General features: G+C 35.7%; 17 protein-coding genes. 3 read left to right on the forward strand and 14 right to left on the reverse strand.

Going from position 1 to position 18,251, the window contains the following annotated elements:
• Positions 1–371 precede the first annotated feature (371 nt).
• On the reverse strand, positions 372–1,235 hold the full coding sequence (locus ACFVR1_RS14120; RefSeq protein ID WP_387584913.1) for a nucleotidyltransferase-like protein: 864 nt from the start codon (positions 1,233–1,235) through the stop codon (positions 372–374).
• A gap of 132 nt (positions 1,236–1,367) precedes the next feature.
• Here ACFVR1_RS14120 and ACFVR1_RS14125 point away from each other — a divergent pair, with 132 nt between their 5' ends.
• Positions 1,368–1,712, forward strand: coding sequence for a YgzB family protein (locus ACFVR1_RS14125; protein ID WP_151701051.1), 345 nt, complete (start codon positions 1,368–1,370; stop codon positions 1,710–1,712).
• A gap of 107 nt (positions 1,713–1,819) precedes the next feature.
• Here the strand turns inward: ACFVR1_RS14125 and perR are convergent, their stop codons facing one another.
• The 3 genes from perR to bcp all read right to left on the reverse strand — a co-directional run bounded on the left by perR (position 1,820) and on the right by bcp (position 3,805).
• Positions 1,820–2,263: a peroxide-responsive transcriptional repressor PerR gene (gene perR / locus ACFVR1_RS14130; RefSeq protein ID WP_387584914.1), complete on the reverse strand. Its 444-nt coding sequence runs from the start codon at positions 2,261–2,263 to the stop codon at positions 1,820–1,822.
• 112 nt (positions 2,264–2,375) lie between these two features.
• Entirely contained in the window at positions 2,376–3,320 is a 945-nt protein-coding gene (locus ACFVR1_RS14135) for a D-2-hydroxyacid dehydrogenase (protein ID WP_387584916.1), read from the reverse strand.
• 17 nt (positions 3,321–3,337) lie between these two features.
• Positions 3,338–3,805: a thioredoxin-dependent thiol peroxidase gene (gene bcp / locus ACFVR1_RS14140; protein WP_387584917.1), complete on the reverse strand. Its 468-nt coding sequence runs from the start codon at positions 3,803–3,805 to the stop codon at positions 3,338–3,340.
• A 220-nt stretch (positions 3,806–4,025) separates the two neighbouring features.
• Here bcp and ACFVR1_RS14145 point away from each other — a divergent pair, with 220 nt between their 5' ends.
• Both ACFVR1_RS14145 and ACFVR1_RS14150 read left to right on the forward strand, forming a co-directional pair.
• Entirely contained in the window at positions 4,026–5,315 is a 1,290-nt protein-coding gene (locus tag ACFVR1_RS14145; RefSeq protein ID WP_387584918.1) for a glutamate-1-semialdehyde 2,1-aminomutase, read from the forward strand.
• Positions 5,316–5,355: 40 nt separating this feature from the next.
• Entirely contained in the window at positions 5,356–6,438 is a 1,083-nt protein-coding gene (locus ACFVR1_RS14150; RefSeq protein ID WP_387584920.1) for an FUSC family protein, read from the forward strand.
• Between the two features lie 579 nt (positions 6,439–7,017).
• Here the strand turns inward: ACFVR1_RS14150 and ACFVR1_RS14155 are convergent.
• The 10 genes from ACFVR1_RS14155 to fabL all read right to left on the reverse strand — a co-directional run bounded on the left by ACFVR1_RS14155 (position 7,018) and on the right by fabL (position 18,249).
• Entirely contained in the window at positions 7,018–7,458 is a 441-nt protein-coding gene (locus ACFVR1_RS14155; protein WP_387584922.1) for a cell wall hydrolase, read from the reverse strand.
• Between the two features lie 402 nt (positions 7,459–7,860).
• On the reverse strand, positions 7,861–8,760 hold the full coding sequence (locus ACFVR1_RS14160) for an ABC transporter permease (protein WP_387584924.1): 900 nt from the start codon (positions 8,758–8,760) through the stop codon (positions 7,861–7,863).
• Positions 8,761–8,774: 14 nt separating this feature from the next.
• Complete coding sequence (locus tag ACFVR1_RS14165) at positions 8,775–9,779, reverse strand: ABC transporter permease (RefSeq protein WP_387584925.1); 1,005 nt, start codon at positions 9,777–9,779, stop codon at positions 8,775–8,777.
• Positions 9,780–9,945: 166 nt separating this feature from the next.
• Positions 9,946–11,577 carry an ABC transporter substrate-binding protein gene (locus tag ACFVR1_RS14170; protein WP_387584926.1) on the reverse strand — a complete coding sequence of 544 codons (1,632 nt, stop codon included), beginning with the start codon at positions 11,575–11,577 and terminating at the stop codon, positions 9,946–9,948.
• 40 nt (positions 11,578–11,617) lie between these two features.
• Positions 11,618–12,586 carry an ABC transporter ATP-binding protein gene (locus ACFVR1_RS14175; protein ID WP_387584927.1) on the reverse strand — a complete coding sequence of 323 codons (969 nt, stop codon included), beginning with the start codon at positions 12,584–12,586 and terminating at the stop codon, positions 11,618–11,620.
• Positions 12,561–13,580, reverse strand: a complete 1,020-nt coding sequence (locus tag ACFVR1_RS14180; RefSeq protein ID WP_387584928.1) for an ABC transporter ATP-binding protein — start codon at positions 13,578–13,580, stop codon at positions 12,561–12,563. Before ACFVR1_RS14180 ends, ACFVR1_RS14175 begins: the two co-directional genes overlap by 26 nt.
• A 237-nt stretch (positions 13,581–13,817) precedes the next feature.
• Positions 13,818–15,566, reverse strand: a complete 1,749-nt coding sequence (locus ACFVR1_RS14185) for an ABC transporter ATP-binding protein (protein WP_387584929.1) — start codon at positions 15,564–15,566, stop codon at positions 13,818–13,820.
• Between the two features lie 737 nt (positions 15,567–16,303).
• The gene (gene ntdP / locus ACFVR1_RS14190) at positions 16,304–16,843 is read right to left on the reverse strand and encodes a nucleoside tri-diphosphate phosphatase (RefSeq protein WP_387584931.1); all 540 of its coding nucleotides are present in this window, start codon (positions 16,841–16,843) and stop codon (positions 16,304–16,306) included.
• Positions 16,844–17,193: 350 nt separating this feature from the next.
• A complete protein-coding gene (locus ACFVR1_RS14195; protein WP_387584932.1) occupies positions 17,194–17,463 on the reverse strand; it encodes a gamma-type small acid-soluble spore protein in 270 nt (89 codons plus the stop codon).
• A 39-nt stretch (positions 17,464–17,502) separates the two neighbouring features.
• A complete protein-coding gene (gene fabL / locus ACFVR1_RS14200; RefSeq protein WP_387584933.1) occupies positions 17,503–18,249 on the reverse strand; it encodes an enoyl-[acyl-carrier-protein] reductase FabL in 747 nt (248 codons plus the stop codon).
• Between the last annotated feature and the right edge of the window lie 2 nt (positions 18,250–18,251).

The raw sequence follows: 18,251 nt of genomic DNA on the forward strand, positions 1-18,251 counted from the left end.
CCAGCGTTCGTCCTGAGCCAGGATCAAACTCTCCATAATAGAGAACTTAAAAAGCTCATTTTGTTTTGCTGGCATCATCATTAAATGATGTCAAATTGTTTTGCTATCAAACTAACCAAGTTAGTCTTTCAAGCTATATGTCTTAACGTTTTGCATGTTCAGTTTTCAATGTTCATTTTGTTATGTCGTTTTTTGCGACTTCTCTAATTTATCATCTTTCAACTGATGAGTCAAGAAGTTTTTCAAAAAACTTTTTCGTCAATATTTTTGTAACGTTTTTGACGACGCTTATTATAATACAATGGATTCTATAATATTGTCAACAAAAAAAACGAACAAATTTATTGTCCGTTTTTTTAAGCTTTAGTAAATTACTTTACTTTATAGTATCTATGCATGATTTCATTGCTTTTAGTAGGTCGTTTTTCTATAAAAATAAAACCCCTATCTACTAAAAATTCAATAAAAACTTCTAGATCTACTGAGTAATTTTTAAGTTCTTCTTGCTCGTGAATCTCTTGAATTGTCCAAAATTCTTTCAAAGCAAGTACTTCTAATATATGTTGTGATCCTTCTTTAATTCTAGAATGAATTAAAAATTCACTAGCTAGAAATAAGAGTTCTAATCTCTTTTCTAGAGTTTCTTCACTAGAAATAAGCTCATCATATAATTTATAAATAGATGGATCTAATTGTTTTACTTGTTTCCAAACCATAACTTCAGGATGCATCCCATGTTCAAAGACAGCTAGGCGTGCTAAATGATGCAAAGACTCTACTATATGATTATATGCATCTAAATAATTTAGCTGTTCGAAAAACAATTTAGCTTCTAAATATCTTCTGCTTAGTTTTGCAAATTCAATTCCCATTCTCGCTTTTCTTCCGTGAATTGGAAATTCATCTAACTCTCTCTTTAAATCTTCTATATACTCATTTCTATCAAAAACTACTCGGCCATTAATTAACCAATCTACTAACTTAGGGTTCGTTCCTAGCAATAACCATTTTCTTAACTGTTTCTCTGTAATCACATGCATCGCTGCTTTTTTATCGTTAAACGTATAATGTTTTGTGAAAATAGGTTGATCGGCGTCCTTAGTCAATATAAATAAAATGGAATCAAACGTATCTGTAATCGGACTAACTTCTTCACGTTTTTCTACAAAAATAATTCCTAATGTATTGGCTTCACTTGCTCTCTCTTGATAAATGGGTCTCAATAATGTTTCCAAAATGGCGCCTCCTTTATTTCATATTATAAGTTTTTCGACAACTATTTTATATCTCCTTCTATATAATAGTTCAATTTATTATTTTAAACTAAAAATATGATATAGTGTATGTAGAAATTAGGAGGATGAAAAATGAAACCATATAAAAACAAAATAAATCGAATCCGTTCTTTTGCACTTGGTCTTGTATTCTTCGGATTCATCATTATGTACGGTGCAATAATTTTTAAAGAGCATCCAGTACTTGTTGCTATCTTCATGATACTCGGAGTAGTATCTATTATAGCAAGTACTGCTGTTTATGGTTGGATTGGTTTACTATCTACTAAAGCTGTTCAAGTTGTTTGCCCAAACTGTGGGAAGCATACAAAAGTATTAGGTAGAGTAGATATGTGCATGTACTGCAAAGAACCATTAACGCTTGATCCAACACTTGAAGGACAAGAATTCGATCAATCTTTAAATAGAAAGAGATAATGTACACATCTTGCTTTTTAGCAAGGTGTGTTTTTTATTAAAGATAATATTCTATTAGTTCCCTGAATAAATACAAAAACCGAGCGCATTGACTACGCTCGGTTTTCTTATTGAACAGTTGTTGCCTGCTCTTTACAAGTCGGACACACACCGTATATTTCCATTCTATGAGAACTAACTTCGAAACCAGTTAAGTGGGAAGCTAAATGCTCTACTTCATCTAAACCTGGATAATGGAAATCAACAATTTTTCCGCAAGAATTACAAATCATATGATAGTGATCGTTTGTGGCAAAATCAAATCTACTAGAAGAGTCACCGTATGTTAGCTCTTTCACTAGTCCAGCTTCTCTAAAAACACGTAAGTTATTATATACAGTTGCAACACTCATACTCGGAAACTTACTTTCAAGTGCTTTATATATATCGTCCGCAGTGGGATGTGACATGGATTGAATAATAAATTCCAATATCGCATGGCGCTGAGGTGTTATTCGTACACCAGTTGATTTTAATGTATCTAAAGCATCTTTTAAATGTACCTCCGTCATCGCAATGCACCTCTCTTCATATTTATTATTAGTTTATAATCGTTATAATAAGTATAATGAAGAAAAGCATAGACTGTCAAACTTTTAAAGCAAAAGGGAAAAAGAACCGCTCTTAGTATCCCTTTTCCAAATCAATTAAGTTCTCCATCTGATTATTTTCATTTATCCACATCGTCAAATTTTTTGTAAATATCTCCAATGCTCGAACTACATACTGGGAAGAGTGGCTAGAAACATGTGGAGAGACTATCACATTATTCATCTCCCAAAAAGGATGCCCTTTTGGAAGAGGTTCATTTTCAAATACATCCAATACTGCATAAGCAATACGATTATCTTGTAGTGCTCGAAGCAGTTCTTCTTCTTTCAACACATCACCTCGACCGAAATTCATAAATATAGCCGTTCGCTTCATACAATGAAAATGCTCATAGGTAAATAAATGCCTTGTTTCGGTGGTACTAGGTAGAATTGAAAGCACAATATCCGCTGTTGGAAGTACTTCTTTCAGTTGAGAGAATGAAATCATTTCATTCATATGATTTGCTAGATCTCCACTACGATTACATCCAATTGTATATACGCCAAAAGCTTGTAGGATTCTCCCTACTTCACCACCAATTGCACCAGGACCTAAAATTAATGCAGTTGCTCCAAATAATTCGGAAGAATTTACTTTTTTAGACCATTCTCCATTTCTTTGATTTTCAGCAATTATTGGAAGAGACTTTTTAATAGATAAAATATGTGCAAGAATGGATTCCGCCATTGGTGTTTTGTGAATTCCTCTTACATTCGTCACTATAATATTACGGTTAGCTATCTCTTTCATTGGCATTTTTTCTAATCCAGCAGAAGCGACCATAATCCATTTTAACTGGTGCGCTGATTCAATATGAGATGCACTCAAATCCTCTCCATAAGTGACAAATATATCTGCGGATTTTAAAATTTCTTCATCAAAAGGCTTTTGAAAGATAAATTCAGCATTTGGAAATCCAGCTATTAAATTTGCTTGTTGATCTGGTTTAGGTAAAAAAGAAAATAATATCTTCATTTTTCATACTCCATTTTTCACAATTTTTTTAGTGTATCTAGTGCTTCTTCTACATGGCCCCCAACCTTTATTTTACGCCATTCTTTTATAACTGTGCCTGTAGGATCTATTAAAAATGTTGATCGTTCAATTCCCATAAATTCTTTACCGAACATTTTTTTCAAACGCCATACACCGTAGGCTTCCGATACTTCGTGTGTATCATCTATTAACAAAGAGAATGGTAGCCCGTATTTTTTTATAAACTTTGTATGTGCTTTTTCATCGTCTGCACTTACACCTAAAATAACAGCATTCAATGCAGTAAATGCTTCATGTGAATCTCTAAAATCACATGCTTCTGTCGTGCAACTAGTGGTCGAATCTTTAGGGTAGAAATAAAGTACAACATACTTCTTCCCAGCAAAATTGTCTAACGAGATTATTTCCCCAACTTCATTTTTCAATGAAAATTTCGGTGCAATCATACCTTCAAGTGTTTGCATATAGTTATTCCTCCCTCTATACTCACTCTATCGTATCGAAGTTTTCCATTTTGTTCAATTTTCTTTCGCATTTTTCATTAAAATTGACTACAATAGATAAGTACAAAAAGAGCAAGTGCCTATGTCTTCCCCAATAAACAATCTTTTAAACTGCGACTACTAAAGCGCATAAGCTTGACGTGGGAGTCTAGACGAAGCAAATTAAGCGGAGGTTTTACAATTGGAAAGAAAATTATCTAATCAAATTCACGAGGAAGCACTTGAACATATAGTAGGTGGAGTTAATAGCCCATCTAGATCATATAAAGCTGTTGGCGGAGGAGCTCCAACTGTTATGAAAAGAGCTGAAGGTGCTTATTTTTATGACGTCGATGGAAATAAATATATTGATTATTTAGCTGCATACGGTCCGATCATTACTGGCCACGCACATCCACATATTACAGAAGCAATTACAAAAGCTGCTCAAACAGGGTTACTTTATGGGACACCGACAAAACATGAAGTGACGTTTGCTAAAATGTTAAAAGATGCTATCCCTTCTATGGACAAAGTACGTTTTGTAAACTCAGGTACGGAAGCTGTTATGACTACCATTCGAGTAGCCAGAGCCTATACAGGTAGAACGAAAGTAATGAAATTTGCAGGTTGTTATCACGGACACTCCGACTTAGTGTTAGTTGCTGCCGGCTCAGGTCCTGCTACACTTGGTACTCCTGACTCTGCAGGTGTTCCTAAAACTATTGCAGAAGAAGTAATCACAATTCCATTTAATGATCCAAAAGCTTATGAAGAAGCAATGGAAAAATGGGGAGAAGAACTTTCTTGTATTTTAGTTGAACCAATTGTAGGTAATTTCGGTATGGTGGAGCCAAATGAAGGATTCCTTCCACTTGTTCATAAGATTGCAAAAGATAAAGGAGTTTTAGTCATATATGATGAAGTTATTACAGCATTCCGATTCCATTATGGTGCTGCTTCAAGCATGTTGAATGAAACACCAGACTTAACTGCCCTTGGTAAAATAATTGGCGGAGGTCTTCCGATTGGGGCTTATGGTGGAAAAAAAGAAATCATGGAACAAGTAGCACCACTTGGACCAGCTTATCAAGCTGGAACTATGGCAGGAAACCCTGCGTCTATGCAAGCAGGTATTGCTTGTCTAGAAGTCTTGCAGCAACCAGGCGTTTATGAAGAACTTGATAGACTTGGTGCAATTTTAGAAGCAGGCATTTTAGATGCTGCTGAAAAAAATGAGATAACAATTACCATTAATCGTATAAAAGGTGCACTTTCTGTTTATTTTACTGACGTAAAAGTAGTAAACTATGAGCAAGCGGAAGCTACAGACGGAGAAATGTTTGGTAAGTTCTTTAAGCTAATGCTGGAACAAGGAATTAATCTCGCACCTTCTAAATATGAAGCATGGTTTATTACTACCGCTCATACAGAAGAAGATATTAAAGAAACAATTACTGCCGTAAACCGAGCTTTTGCTAATTTAAAGTAATAATTAAATGAAGCCCTTGGTATGGAAAGGATAGGATTAAATGAAATTAGGAGCTCGAGTATTTAAAACTGGAGTAGCAATTGTTTTTTCACTGTTTATAGCAGACTTACTCCATCTTCCTAGCCCTGTTTTTGCAGGAATAGCTGCGATTTTTGCGATTCAGCCTTCTATTTATAGATCCTATTTGACCGTTATAGAGCAAATACAATCTAATCTAATTGGAGCTGCTATTGCGGTGATCTTTGCTTTAGTATTTGGCAATCACTTTATCGCCGTTGGATTGGCAGCAATTATTGCAATTATGATTATGTTAAAATTCAAACTCGAAAAAACAATTTCTTTAGCACTTGTAACTGTTATTGCAATTATGGAAGTGCAAAGCGCTGATTTTATTACATTCGCTTTAATAAGGTTTTCTACCATTCTTGTAGGAGTTATATCAGCGTTTATTGTTAATTTAATATTTTTACCACCAAAGTTTGAAACAAAACTATTCAACTCTATTCACTTTACACAAGATGAAATTATTCGTTGGATTCGAATTGCTGTTAGACAGGCATCCGATCATAATTCTACAAAACAGTCCATCCATCAACTAGTAGATCGTCTTAGTAGAATTGATCAAATCTATTTATTTTTTAAGGAAGAACGTGGTTACACAAAAAAAGCAGTTCAAACAAAAGGTAGAAAGTTAGTCGTATATCGAGAGTTAATCACGGCTTCCTATAGGAGCTTGGATGTTTTAAAAAGACTTCATCTCCATGAAAATGAACTATTACGACTTCCAGAGCATTTTCGAATGATGGTAAAGGAACGGCTGGATGCACTTTTAACCTACCATGAACAATTGCATTTGAAATTTATTGGAAAGTTAAAACCAGAACATATGGATTGGAATGGTTCTGAGGCATTTCTACAGAGGCAAGAAGTGATGGATATCTTCGTACAACAAATAGCACTGACTCGAATTGAAGAAGAGTTTTCAACTTACCATTTACTTCACTTATTATCATCTATTTTAAAATATGAAGAACAATTAGAACATATAGATACACTAATTACATCCTATCAAAACTTTCATCACTCAGAGTTAACTGTACAGATAGAAGAAACTCCATATTAAGTGCATCTGATCTTAACCAATTCCAGAGTGCTTTGGACGAAACATTAGCTACACTATTATCGATGGATTTTGAGGAGTTGGAAGTGACTACGTCACTTCCAACTCCTCATTTTCGGTCATCTTGTGGAAAATGTTTGTCCGTCGCCCTCTTGGAACTTGTAAGGACAGGATGCGTTTAGTTTGGATAATTAGAGAATAAATACTTTCCTACTCTTTTAAAAGCTTCCGAGGATACCATTTCGGAAGCTCTTCACCTCTTTATCGGTATCAACTACCTATTTTTCTCTGATTCTGTTTGCCATATGGACTGGGCGGAGCATTCAATTGGATAATTAGAGACAAGATCCTGTCCTATGTAGAAAAAGCATCCGAAGTTACAATCTCGGATGCTTTTTGTTTCTTAATTAATGGATACTATCTATTTTTCTCATTTTACACGAAATGTTTATAAAAAAGGGAACAACAACTAAGTAGGAAGTTCCCTTTTTATTTCGTGAGAAAAATAGGCAACGGGTAGGTTTTGAAGCTTTTTTCGACTTATAACCGATACATTAAATACAAAAGTTGCATCGAGGAAATTTACCCGTTATAAACACTATCACATGTTCCAGCTGTTGGTTCATAAAAACAATGATTTTTAAATTGACCCGTAAAAGGTTGACCGTACCATGTTGGAGGACATGGAGCATAGGGATTAAAATACCAAAGGGCATATCGTGCTGGATGTTGTCTCCAATAATCCAAACTTTGTTTTGCTAATTTTTTTTCATTAGGTCTTGCTCTTTGATAAAATAAATTCCCTTTTTGAACAGCTTCAAAAGAATAATTTCCTCCTTGCACTTGAAAAATGACATCTTCAATTGTTCTTACATCTTTAAAGTCTAAACAATCTGCTACAGCACGATTAACAACTACATTACCTACATATAACATCCCTTGTTTTCCTTCACCCTCGGCTTCTGCTCTCATCATCCTTGCTACTAAATCAACATCTGCATCTCGGTATTTTACTCTTGGCATTTTTACACCTCCTGAATATAGTATGAAAAAAAGCCAATATTGATGTCATTATTAATAATATAAGAATGACCTTTAGTCTAAGAGTGTAAAATTCTTACAATTAATCCTTTTTGATTGTGCTCACTAGCCTTGCGTTTATTTGTTATTAAAATCGATGATGATTACTCCCTAGTGGATCTGGTTTAATTAGAGCTTTTCGTTATGTTTATTTTATTTTTATCTGAGTTGAAGAAGTTATTGTAAATATTGATAGGTTCTAAACGATTGATAAGTTTCAGCAATAAACGACTTTCAACTATTATTTCAAATAAGAAAAAAACTGTAGGCAAACTCGATTTTTTTCGAGTTTGCCTACAGTCTGAAATATGTCAACTAGTCATCTAGGTGGCACATTTTAATGAATTAATTTTTCATACGAGGATCAAGTGCATCCCGTAGACCATCACCCATTAAATTAAATCCTAACACGGTTAGCATAATCGAAATTCCTGGGAAAAACATGGTCCATGGTGCATTACGTAAAACGACTCGGGCATCCGCTAGCATTTTCCCCCATTCTGGTGCTGGTGCTTGCGCGCCTAATCCAAGAAATCCCAAAGCAGCAGCTTCAATAATAGCGGATGCTATAGCTAACGTACCTGCAACAATTACGGGAGCCATGGAGTTTGGGAGAATGTGAGAAAACAAAATCCGTATATCTCTCATTCCAATTGCTTTTGCGGATGTTATGTATTCCTCTTCTTTAATACTCAATACTTTTGAGCGAATGAGTCGACCAAAGTTAGGAATATTAATGATAGCAATTGCGATTAATGCATTTCGTAAGGATGGTCCTAATACAGAAACAACTGCAATAGCCAATAAAATACTTGGAAATGCTAGTAATATATCAAAAATTCGAGATATTATCATATCAACCCATTTTCCATAATAACCAGCAATAATACCTAACATACTACCTACTACAACTGATCCAACTACAGAAAAGAACCCTACCCCAAGCGATATCCTTGCACCATGAATCACACGGGAAAAAATATCTCGTCCAAAATCATCCGTCCCGAACCAATACTTACTAGAAGGCGGTAATAGACGATCTTTTAATAGTTGTTCGTTTATTCCTTGTGGTGTAAATAATGGACCACAAATTGCTAAAAATATGAAGAAAAGAACAATCACTGCTCCTACAAGGGCAACTTTATTTTTGCTAAAGCTCCGCCATGCATCTAGCCAAGGACCGGTCGATTTCTCTGGTATCGAGGCAACAGTATTAATTGTTGGATTGGGAACCATTTCAGACATATCTCTTCCTCCTTTTAGTCGTATTTAATCCTCGGATCGATAAGACCATATAAAATATCCACGAAAAGATTAATCATGACAAAAATAAAAGCTACAATTAATATTCCAGACTGAATGACAGGATAATCACGGAACTGTATAGCTTCATAAATATATCTACCTATACCTGGCCAACTAAATATTGTTTCTGTTAAAATAGCTCCTCCAAGTAATAAACCCATTTGAAGACCTATAACTGTTAATACAGGAATAATTGCATTTTTTAATGCATGTTTATAAACAACCCAAAACATTTTTTGTCCTTTTGCTCTTGCGGTACGAACATAATCAGCACGCATTACTTCAAGCATACTCGATCTTGTCATACGAGCAATAATAGCCATTGGAATGGTTGCAAGAGCAATGCCAGGCAACACCAAATGCTTCAACACTTGACCTAACTGGTCAAATCGTCCACTTAATATCGTATCAAGCACATATAAGTTTGTAATAGCAGAAACTGGATTCCTCACTTCTTCTCTTCCCGAAGTAGGTAACCAGTGAAGTTCAATTCCGAAAAACCATTGCTCCATTAAACCCAACCAAAAGATAGGCATGGATACTCCTATTAACGCTATTACCATAGCTAAATAATCAAACCAAGAATTTTGGAACCATGCAGAAATAATCCCTGCATTAACTCCAATAACTACAGCAATAATAATTGCAAAGAATGCCAATTCAAAAGTAGCTGCTAAATAAGGCCATACTTCCTTCGTAACAGGTTGAACCGTTCGCATCGATTCCCCTAAATCCCCTTTAAAGAGACCAATTAAATAATCAAAGTATTGTGTATACCATGGATTGTTTAATCCAAGCTTTATCTCTAAGGCTTCTATCGCTTCTTTTGATGCTAACTGCCCTAATATTACTTGAGCTGGATTTCCGGGTATTGCCCGAATAATCATAAAGACAACAAATGTCATACCGAGCAAAACAGGAATTAATTGTAATAGCCTTTTTCCGATATAGTGAATCATTGTCTTCACCTCTCTCTTTTAAATAAAATCGCAAGCGCCTGTGTCTGCTTCAGCTTTAAGTTCCTGCAAAGAAACCGTAAGATAGCCAAAGTAAATAGAAAAGGTCATATTTCTAATTTGAAAGAGAAAAGGGAGAAATCACGAAGACCTCTCCCCTTCAAGCTTATTACTTAAAGTCGACGTTCGTTAATTTATCAGATCCAGTCGGATGTGGTAAGAAATTTATCAAATCCGCTTTACCTGCAAGTAGTGGAGTTGAATGAGCAAGTGGTACCCAAGGTGCATCTTTAAAAATAATTTCTTGGGCTTGCTTATACAAGTCAATACGTTTGTTTTCGTCTACTTCTGTTTGTGCTTCAATTAGGATTTTGTGTAAGTCTTTGTTGTCATAATAAGCGTAGTTATTACTTCCGATATTATCTCCGTCAAGTAATACGTAGATGAAGTTATCAGCATCTCCGTTATCACCAGTCCAACCTAACATGAATGCATCTGCTTCACCGTTACGAGCTTTTTCTAAATAAGTTGCCCACTCATAAGAAACAATTTTTGCTTTCACACCAATATCTGCTAAGTTCTTTTGAATAACTTCTGCAACTTTTGCTCCATCTGGCATATATGGTCTTGGAACTGGCATTGCCCATAGTTCCATTTCAAATCCATCAGCAAGTCCTGCTTCTGCTAAAAGTTGTTTTGCTTTTTCAGGGTTGTATTCATAACCAGGAATATCATCATTGTATCCACTAATCGAAGGTGGCATTGGGTTTTTCGCAATTTCTGCACGCCCTTCGAAGAATGCATCGATGATAGATTGTTTGTCAATTGCATAGTTCATTGCTTGGCGTACTTTAACATTGTCAAATGGAGGACGAGTATTCGTTAATCCAAGGTATCCTACGTTCATAGATGGACGTTCGAATAATTGTAAATTAGAATCTCCTTCCACTGTTTTACCATCTGCTGGGTTTATTCCATCAGCTAAGTCAATCTCATTACTGAGTAGCGCATTTAAACGAGCGGAGTTATCTGGAATTGAACGGAACACAATTTTGTCAAGCTTTGGTAAACCTTTTTCCCAATAACCATCGAATTTTTCAATTGTAATCGAATCATTACGTTTCCATTCAACAAACTTGAATGGACCAGTACCTACTGGATTGTCTCCAAATTTATCTCCATCTTTTTCAAATGCAGTGGGACTCGCCATACCAAATGGGCTCATTGCAATATTTTTTAAGAAAGGAGCTTGTGCGCGTGTAAGTTTAAAAATAACCTTGTTATTACCATCTGCAGTTACAGAAGCAATTACATGACCTTCGTCCCCTTTAAATCCACCAAACATAGATGCATAGTACGGGAATTTATCTTCTGTGCCATTTGCCCAACGTTCAAAGTTTTTCACTACAGCTTCAGCATTAAAATCTGTTCCATCATGGAACTTAACACCTTCACGAAGTGTGAAAGTATAAGTTAGACCGTCATCAGAAGGTTCCCATTTTGTTGCTAGGCCTTCGTGAATAGTAGTATCTTGTTCCCCAAAGTTTAAAAGTGTTTCGAATAAGTTTTGCGTTACTTTGTACGATTCACCGTCAGTTACAGCAATAGGATCTAATGATACCGAATCTCCCCCACGGCCAAAAATAAGCACTTTGTTTCCGGTTGATGCAGTAGATTCACCCTTATCTTTACTCGTGTTTTCTTTGCTATCTGAAGAGTTATCAGATGAACATGCAGCAAGTACTACAGTAATCGCTAACATCATCAATAGCAAAAATGGCCATATTTTCGTTTTTCTCAAATTTACCCCTCCGTAAATTATATTATCAATATTGCGCTGCCTATTTGTATAAATGGCATGCAACAAAATGACCTGGCTTCACTTCTTCAAGTTTCGGTACAACGGTTGTACAACCGTCCATTTTAAAAGGACATCTAGTATGAAATGTACAACCTGTTGGCGGGTTAGAAGGACTAGGAATATCTCCTTCTAATATAATCTGTTCCCTTTTATATTCTGGATCAGGAACAGGAACTGCTGAAAGCAATGCTTTTGTGTATGGATGTAGAGGCTCGGCATACAAAGACTCACTTGTAGCAAGTTCAGCCATTCTACCTAAATACATAACGCCTACACGATCACTTATATGTCGAACTACCCCTAAATCGTGCGCGATAAATATATACGTTAGTTTTAGTTCTTTCTGTAAATCTTGCATAAGATTAAGAACTTGCGCTTGAATAGATACATCAAGTGCCGAAACTGGTTCATCTGCAATGATCAGCTTTGGATTTGTCATTAATGCTCTTGCAATGCCTATACGCTGACGCTGTCCGCCACTGAATTGATGTGGATATCGTTTCGCATGATAACTGCTAAGCCCCACAATTTCTAAAAAGTCATATACTTTCTTTTTTCGACTTTTAGCGTTCCCAATATTATGAACAATGAGTGGCTCCATTAATATCTTTTCTACTGTATGTCTCGGATTTAAAGAAGCATATGGATCTTGAAAAACCATTTGAATTTCTCTTCGGGCTTTTCTCATTTCTGAACTAGAAATATTCGTTATTTCTTTTCCGTCAAAGGTTACTTTCCCTTCCGTCGGTTCTAGTAATCTCATAAGCATGCGTCCAGTAGTAGATTTGCCGCAACCGGACTCTCCCACAATTCCTAATGTCTCTCCTTCATTTACATAAAAAGACACATCATCTACAGCTTTTACATAACCGGATTGTTTTCCTAACATTCCCGAATGAATAGGAAAGTACTTTTTTAATCCTTCAACTTGTAGCAGCGGTTTTGTCATTTACTCCTACCTCCTTCTCATCGTATAGGAAACATCTCGTCTTATGTCCTGAAGATGTTTCATATAAAGAAGGGCTTTCCTCTGTACAACGTCCGAACACAAATTCACAACGTGCTGCAAATCGACAACCATTCTTAACCGTACCTGGTTTTGGAACGTTTCCTGGAATTGAATAAAGTCGTTGTTTTTTATGACGCATGTCTGGGACAGAGGCTATTAAACCTTTCGTATATGGGTGTTGAGGATTATTGAAAATCGTCTCAACCAATCCCTCTTCTACAACTTTCCCTGCATACATAACGACTACCCGCTCACAAGTTTCTGCGACAACACCTAAATCATGTGTAATTAGTATAACCGCTGTATTTAGACGTTCATTCAATTCTCTCATTAGCTTTAATATCTGTGCTTGTATAGTTACATCTAGAGCGGTCGTTGGTTCATCTGCAATGAGAACTTTTGGATCGCATACTAATGCCATGGCAATCATGACTCGTTGCCTCATCCCACCAGAAAGTTGGTGTGGATAATCTCTCATTAACTCTTCTGCTCTAGGTAACCCAACTAGCTTTAACATTTCTACTGCTCTTGCTTTGACTTGCTTCTTGCTCCAGTCTTTTTTATGTAATGTAATCGCTTCCATGAGTTGATTTCCAATTGTAAATAAAGGGTTTAAAGATGTCATAGGTTCTTGAAATATCATTGCTACTTCATTTCCCCGAACATTTCGCATTTCTTTCTCAGAAAGCTTCGTCAAATCTTTTCCTTTAAATAAAATTTGCCCACTCGTAATTTTTCCAGGAGGACTTGGAACTAGACCCATTATAGAAAGAGATGTAACGCTTTTACCACAACCCGACTCTCCCACAATTCCTAGAACTTCTCCTTCTCTAACATGAAAATCAACAAAGTCTACGGATGGAATAACCCCATCGTCTGTGAAGAAGGAAGTTTGAAGATTTTTCACTTCTAAGATTATTTCACGTTCCCTCAAGTCGCTCCCTCATTTCAAAATAGTCTAAACTTTCTATCTTTTGAAGTACTATAATAGATATTCTACACAAAATATTGACTTATGCAATACCTTTATAAAAAAGTTGTACGTCTTTCTACATAGACATTATCCAAATCTAACTGTATTTTCATACATTTTATCAGTTATCCATTCAATCAATATTTATACCAAAAAGCACCCTATAAGTATAAGATTACTTATAGAGTGCTTTTATTTTTATTTATCTAATTGTTGTATTTGAAAGAGGTTAAAATATACACCTTTTTGTTCCATCAAGACATTATGTTTTCCATTTTCAACAACTTCTCCATTTTCGATAACAAAAATATTATCTGCATGGGTAATTGTTGAAAGCCTGTGAGCTACTATTATTGTTGTACGATCTTTTGCCAATCGTTCTAATGAGTCTTGGATTAACGATTCACTCTCTAAATCTAATGCGGAGGTTGCTTCATCTAGAACTAAAATTGTTGGATTTTTTAAAAACACGCGGGCAATTGCTACACGTTGCTTTTGTCCACCTGACAATTTCACTCCTCTTTCTCCGACTTTTGTTTCATAACCTTCTGGTAATTCCATAATGAAATCATGTGCATTAGCAGCTTTTGCCGCTTCAATTACTTCTTCATCAGAAGCATTTGGATTCCCCATTAATATATTCGTTTTAACCGAATCACTAAATAATATGTTATCTTGTAATACTATTCCGATATGTTTTCGTAAGGATTCAATCGTTACGTCGCGTATATCTTTTCCATCAATTTGTACACTTCCACTTGTTACATCGAAAAACCTTGGGATAAGACTGATTATCGTCGATTTCCCACCACCACTCATCCCAACAAATGCTACGGTTTCACCGGCATTTACATGGAAATTAACATTATTTAATATCGTGTTTCCATCTTTTTCATACTGAAAAGAAACATTAGAAAATGTAACGTCACCAGTCGAATAATTAAGTGTGGACGCACCTTTTTTATCAACTATATCGTATCCTTCGTCCATCAATTCAAAAACCCGATCCATCGATGCAAAAGATTGGGTTAACGTTGTTGATGAATTAACTAACCGACGTAGTGGACTATATAATCGTTCAATATATGCTACAAAAGCGGCCATCGTTCCTACCGACAATCTTCCATTAATCGCTTCATACCCAGCAAACGCTATTACGAGAAGCGGTGCAATATCCGTTATTGTATTTACGACAGCAAATGCTTTCGCATTCCAAATTGTTTGATCGACCGCTTTGTCTAAAAATTCACCATTTGCTTTATCAAATAACTTTTGTTCATGTTTTTCTAATGTAAATGTTTTAATAATGCTCATGCCTTGTACTCGCTCATGTAAATAACTTTGGACTCCAGCTAAAGCTTGCGAACGTTTTCTCGTTAAATCACGTAATTTCCCGAAAAAGTATTTCACACTAAATGCGTAAAATGGAAATGCAAGTAAAGTAACAATCGTTAACTTCACATTCATGGTTAACATAATTCCAATGGCAATGAGAATAGTCGCTAAATCCAACCAGACATTCATTAAACCAATCATAACGAAGTTTTTAGTTTGTTCTACGTCATTAATTACTCTTGAAATAACCTCACCAGCACGTGTATTTGAATAATATTTTAAACTTAGCTTTTGAAGATGAATATATAACTTTTGACGAATATCATATAGGATTTTATTACTCACTAATTGTGCCAAGTATTGTCGATAATACTCGATTGGTGGACGAACGATTAAAAAGATTAAGGAAGTTCCTCCTAGCCAATAAACTAATTGATGCATTTTTTCATCTGGAGTCAACCCTTTTGCACCTATAATATCGTCAATGACGATCTTAATGAGGATTGGAATAAATAAAGGTATTGCAAATTTAATAATACCAATGACAATTGTAATAAATATTTGGACGTTATATGGTTTCACAAATTGCATATACCGTTTCATCGAACTCATAATATTACTTCCTTTCAGTTTAGAAAAACCCAAGCCATTTAAGTACATTCTGTCCTCACAGTTTCCATAGTACTTTGGACGTAACATCTAGAACACTATTACCGTTGGAATTATGTAGCTGGAGGTGACTGCGTCACCTCCAGCCACACTTTTTTCGGTCATCTTGTGGCAGGTGTTCGTCCGTCGCCCTCTGGGAATATGTTTAGACACAATGCGTTTGCTTTGGCTAATTAGAGAAAAAATACTCCCCTACTCATTTAAAAGCTTCCGAAGATACAATTTCGGAAGCTCTTCACTTCTTTATCTTTAAATACTATCTATTTTTCCCCCTAGTTCCTCTTGCCCCATTGATAAACCATGAAAATTTATTATTTTTTATTTCTAAGTAGCATATTGTCTTTCTTAATCGCACTGTTGATTGGAGAGGAAGGCGGCGACTCCTAGGGGATTAGCAAGCAAATCAAGACCCTGGACGGAGCGTAGCGACGGAAGCGGCTTGATGCTTGCCCCCTGGAAAGCGTCCGCCTGCAGCGGAAATCAACCTGTTCATAGCATAAAAAAATTATATACTAAAAATTACAAGGACCATGAAGCACTATGTATATTGAATCCCTAGGCATACAATTTTATATAGTTTCTTTAAGAAATGCGAGGAGGAAGTTTCAAAGCCCTAGAAAAGCATTTCATTTTACTCAAAATCAGAAAAACCTGTTGCATATATTCAACAGGTTTTCCGTCTACTCATTTAGCTGTTTATAAAATTGATAACGACTTGTCCATGCTTCGATAAAATCAGGTGCAAAGGGACCTCTTCTTTGCTTTATCCATGAAATAAGTTTTTCAATATTTCGATCAAGAATCCCATCTATCTCATTTGGATAATTCATTTCCTTTTTATGCTGTTCATATTCATCTTCATCTAAAATTGTATAGGTCATGTCTGGAAAAACCTTTACATCTAAATCATAATCAATGTACTTTAATCGTTGATTACTATAGACAAACGGCGAACTCATATTGATGTAATAATAGACGCCATCTTCTCGAAGCATACAAATAATGTTGAACCAATGTTCTGCATGAAAGTAACAAATGGAAGGTTCTCTTGTAATCCAGGTTCTACCGTCTGCCTCTATTACAAGTGTACGTTCATTTGCACCAATGACTATATTTTTGGTACCTTTTAAAACCATCGTTTCCTGCCAGACACGGTGGATACGGCCATTATGCTTGTAGCTGTGAATTTGAATAATTTCTCCTTCTGTTGGAATCGCCATGTTTTAGCCACCTTTTCGACAAACGCAAGATTATATTATCAAATTCTCCTTGGCGTGATTGGTCCAGATTTTACATCGAGTTTTGCTCTCGATGAACTCCCACCACAATCTGTGACATCCGCCTCAGATATTAACTTTGTTCAGTAGGTTTGTCCCTTGTGAATTGTCTTTAGTTATTATATCCAATGTACGGTTTTAAAAAATGGGAGATTACTGCGCATGCACATCGCAGAAAACATTTGCTAAATAGTTAAACTTATTTTCTTATTATAGCAATCCATTCCAAAAAACTGTAGTAAAAAAATCAGCGAGGGCAAAAAGCCCTCGCTGATTTCGGTGAATCCATGCAATTATTTAGTTTGGTTAGAAGAATTACTTCCTTTTTGACCGCTAGCTTGTTGTTTCTTCATCTCAGCTTGACGGTTTTGACCTTTTACTTGTTGAATATCAGTTTCTGAAGCAAACTCAGAGGCATATTGAGATTGACCGCTTTGAGATTGACGGTTTTGTTCTCTTACCTGTTGAGCATCAGTTTCAGATGCAAACTCAGGGGTTTTGAATTGATTTGCATTTGGTTGTTTACTGTTATTCTTTTTCATGGATTTCACCTCCGTACACATTTATCATGTGTACAATTAATGAATATATTCATGAAACTTTTATAATTTTAAAGATCTTCCTCCATCGACTATAATCGTTTGTCCACAAATCATTGATGAGTCATCTGATAATAAGAACATTGCAGTCTTCACCATATCCTCTATTTGAACCATTCTTCCTGCAGGAGTATTAATACGAGCATCTTCTAATAATTCTTCTCGATTAGGAAAATGTGTTAATGCCTCTGTATCTAATGCACCACCAGAAACGGTATTAACTACAATTCCTTTTGGTGCTAATTCTACTGCTAAATATCTTGTAATCGATTCAATAGCAGCTTTCGATACTCCGACAGTCGTATAATTTTCCAAGTAGCGAATGGAACCAAGAGAGCTAATTCCAAGTATTTTTCCACCTTGATTCATTAGCTTAGCTGCCTCTTGTGCACCAAAAAGCATTCCTTTTGCGTTAATATTCATCGTCCAATCCCAATGAGACTCTTCTAGTTCCATAATAGGACGTAAAACTCCAGAAGCTGCATTACTTACAAATATATCTAATCGACCAAACTCTTCTTTAATTTTTTCAAACATTGCTCGTAATTTTTCTACATCTCCAACATTCGCACGAACAAGAAGAGCTTTTCTTCCAAGTGCTTCTATCTCTTGTGCAGTTTCAATAGCTGCTGTTTTACTTCTTGCATAGTTTACTACTATATCATATCCATTTTTTGCGAGCTCTATGGCAATTGCTTTTCCTAATCCTCTACTACTTCCTGTTACTAGTGCTACTTTATTAGTCGTCATTA

The sequence above is a fragment of the Psychrobacillus sp. NPDC058041 genome (assembly GCF_042885655.1).
In the GTDB taxonomy this organism is placed as follows: Bacteria; Bacillota; Bacilli; order Bacillales_A; family Planococcaceae; genus Psychrobacillus.

Bases quoted from the DNA above. Each gene is read 5' to 3' on its own strand.
- fabL (WP_387584933.1), bottom strand. From the start codon at position 18,249: ATGACGACTAATAAAGTAGCACTAGTAACAGGAAGTAGTAGAGGATTA.
- ACFVR1_RS14155 (WP_387584922.1), bottom strand. From the start codon at position 7,458: ATGCCAAGAGTAAAATACCGAGATGCAGATGTTGATTTAGTAGCAAGG.
- ACFVR1_RS14175 (WP_387584927.1), bottom strand. From the start codon at position 12,586: ATGACAAAACCGCTGCTACAAGTTGAAGGATTAAAAAAGTACTTTCCT.
- ACFVR1_RS14195 (WP_387584932.1), bottom strand. From the start codon at position 17,463: ATGTGTACGGAGGTGAAATCCATGAAAAAGAATAACAGTAAACAACCA.
- perR (WP_387584914.1), bottom strand. From the start codon at position 2,263: ATGACGGAGGTACATTTAAAAGATGCTTTAGATACATTAAAATCAACT.
- bcp (WP_387584917.1), bottom strand. From the start codon at position 3,805: ATGCAAACACTTGAAGGTATGATTGCACCGAAATTTTCATTGAAAAAT.
- ACFVR1_RS14125 (WP_151701051.1), top strand. From the start codon at position 1,368: ATGAAACCATATAAAAACAAAATAAATCGAATCCGTTCTTTTGCACTT.
- ACFVR1_RS14165 (WP_387584925.1), bottom strand. From the start codon at position 9,779: ATGATTCACTATATCGGAAAAAGGCTATTACAATTAATTCCTGTTTTG.
- ntdP (WP_387584931.1), bottom strand. From the start codon at position 16,843: ATGGCGATTCCAACAGAAGGAGAAATTATTCAAATTCACAGCTACAAG.
- ACFVR1_RS14160 (WP_387584924.1), bottom strand. From the start codon at position 8,760: ATGTCTGAAATGGTTCCCAATCCAACAATTAATACTGTTGCCTCGATA.
- ACFVR1_RS14135 (WP_387584916.1), bottom strand. From the start codon at position 3,320: ATGAAGATATTATTTTCTTTTTTACCTAAACCAGATCAACAAGCAAAT.
- ACFVR1_RS14150 (WP_387584920.1), top strand. From the start codon at position 5,356: ATGAAATTAGGAGCTCGAGTATTTAAAACTGGAGTAGCAATTGTTTTT.
- ACFVR1_RS14185 (WP_387584929.1), bottom strand. From the start codon at position 15,566: ATGAGTTCGATGAAACGGTATATGCAATTTGTGAAACCATATAACGTC.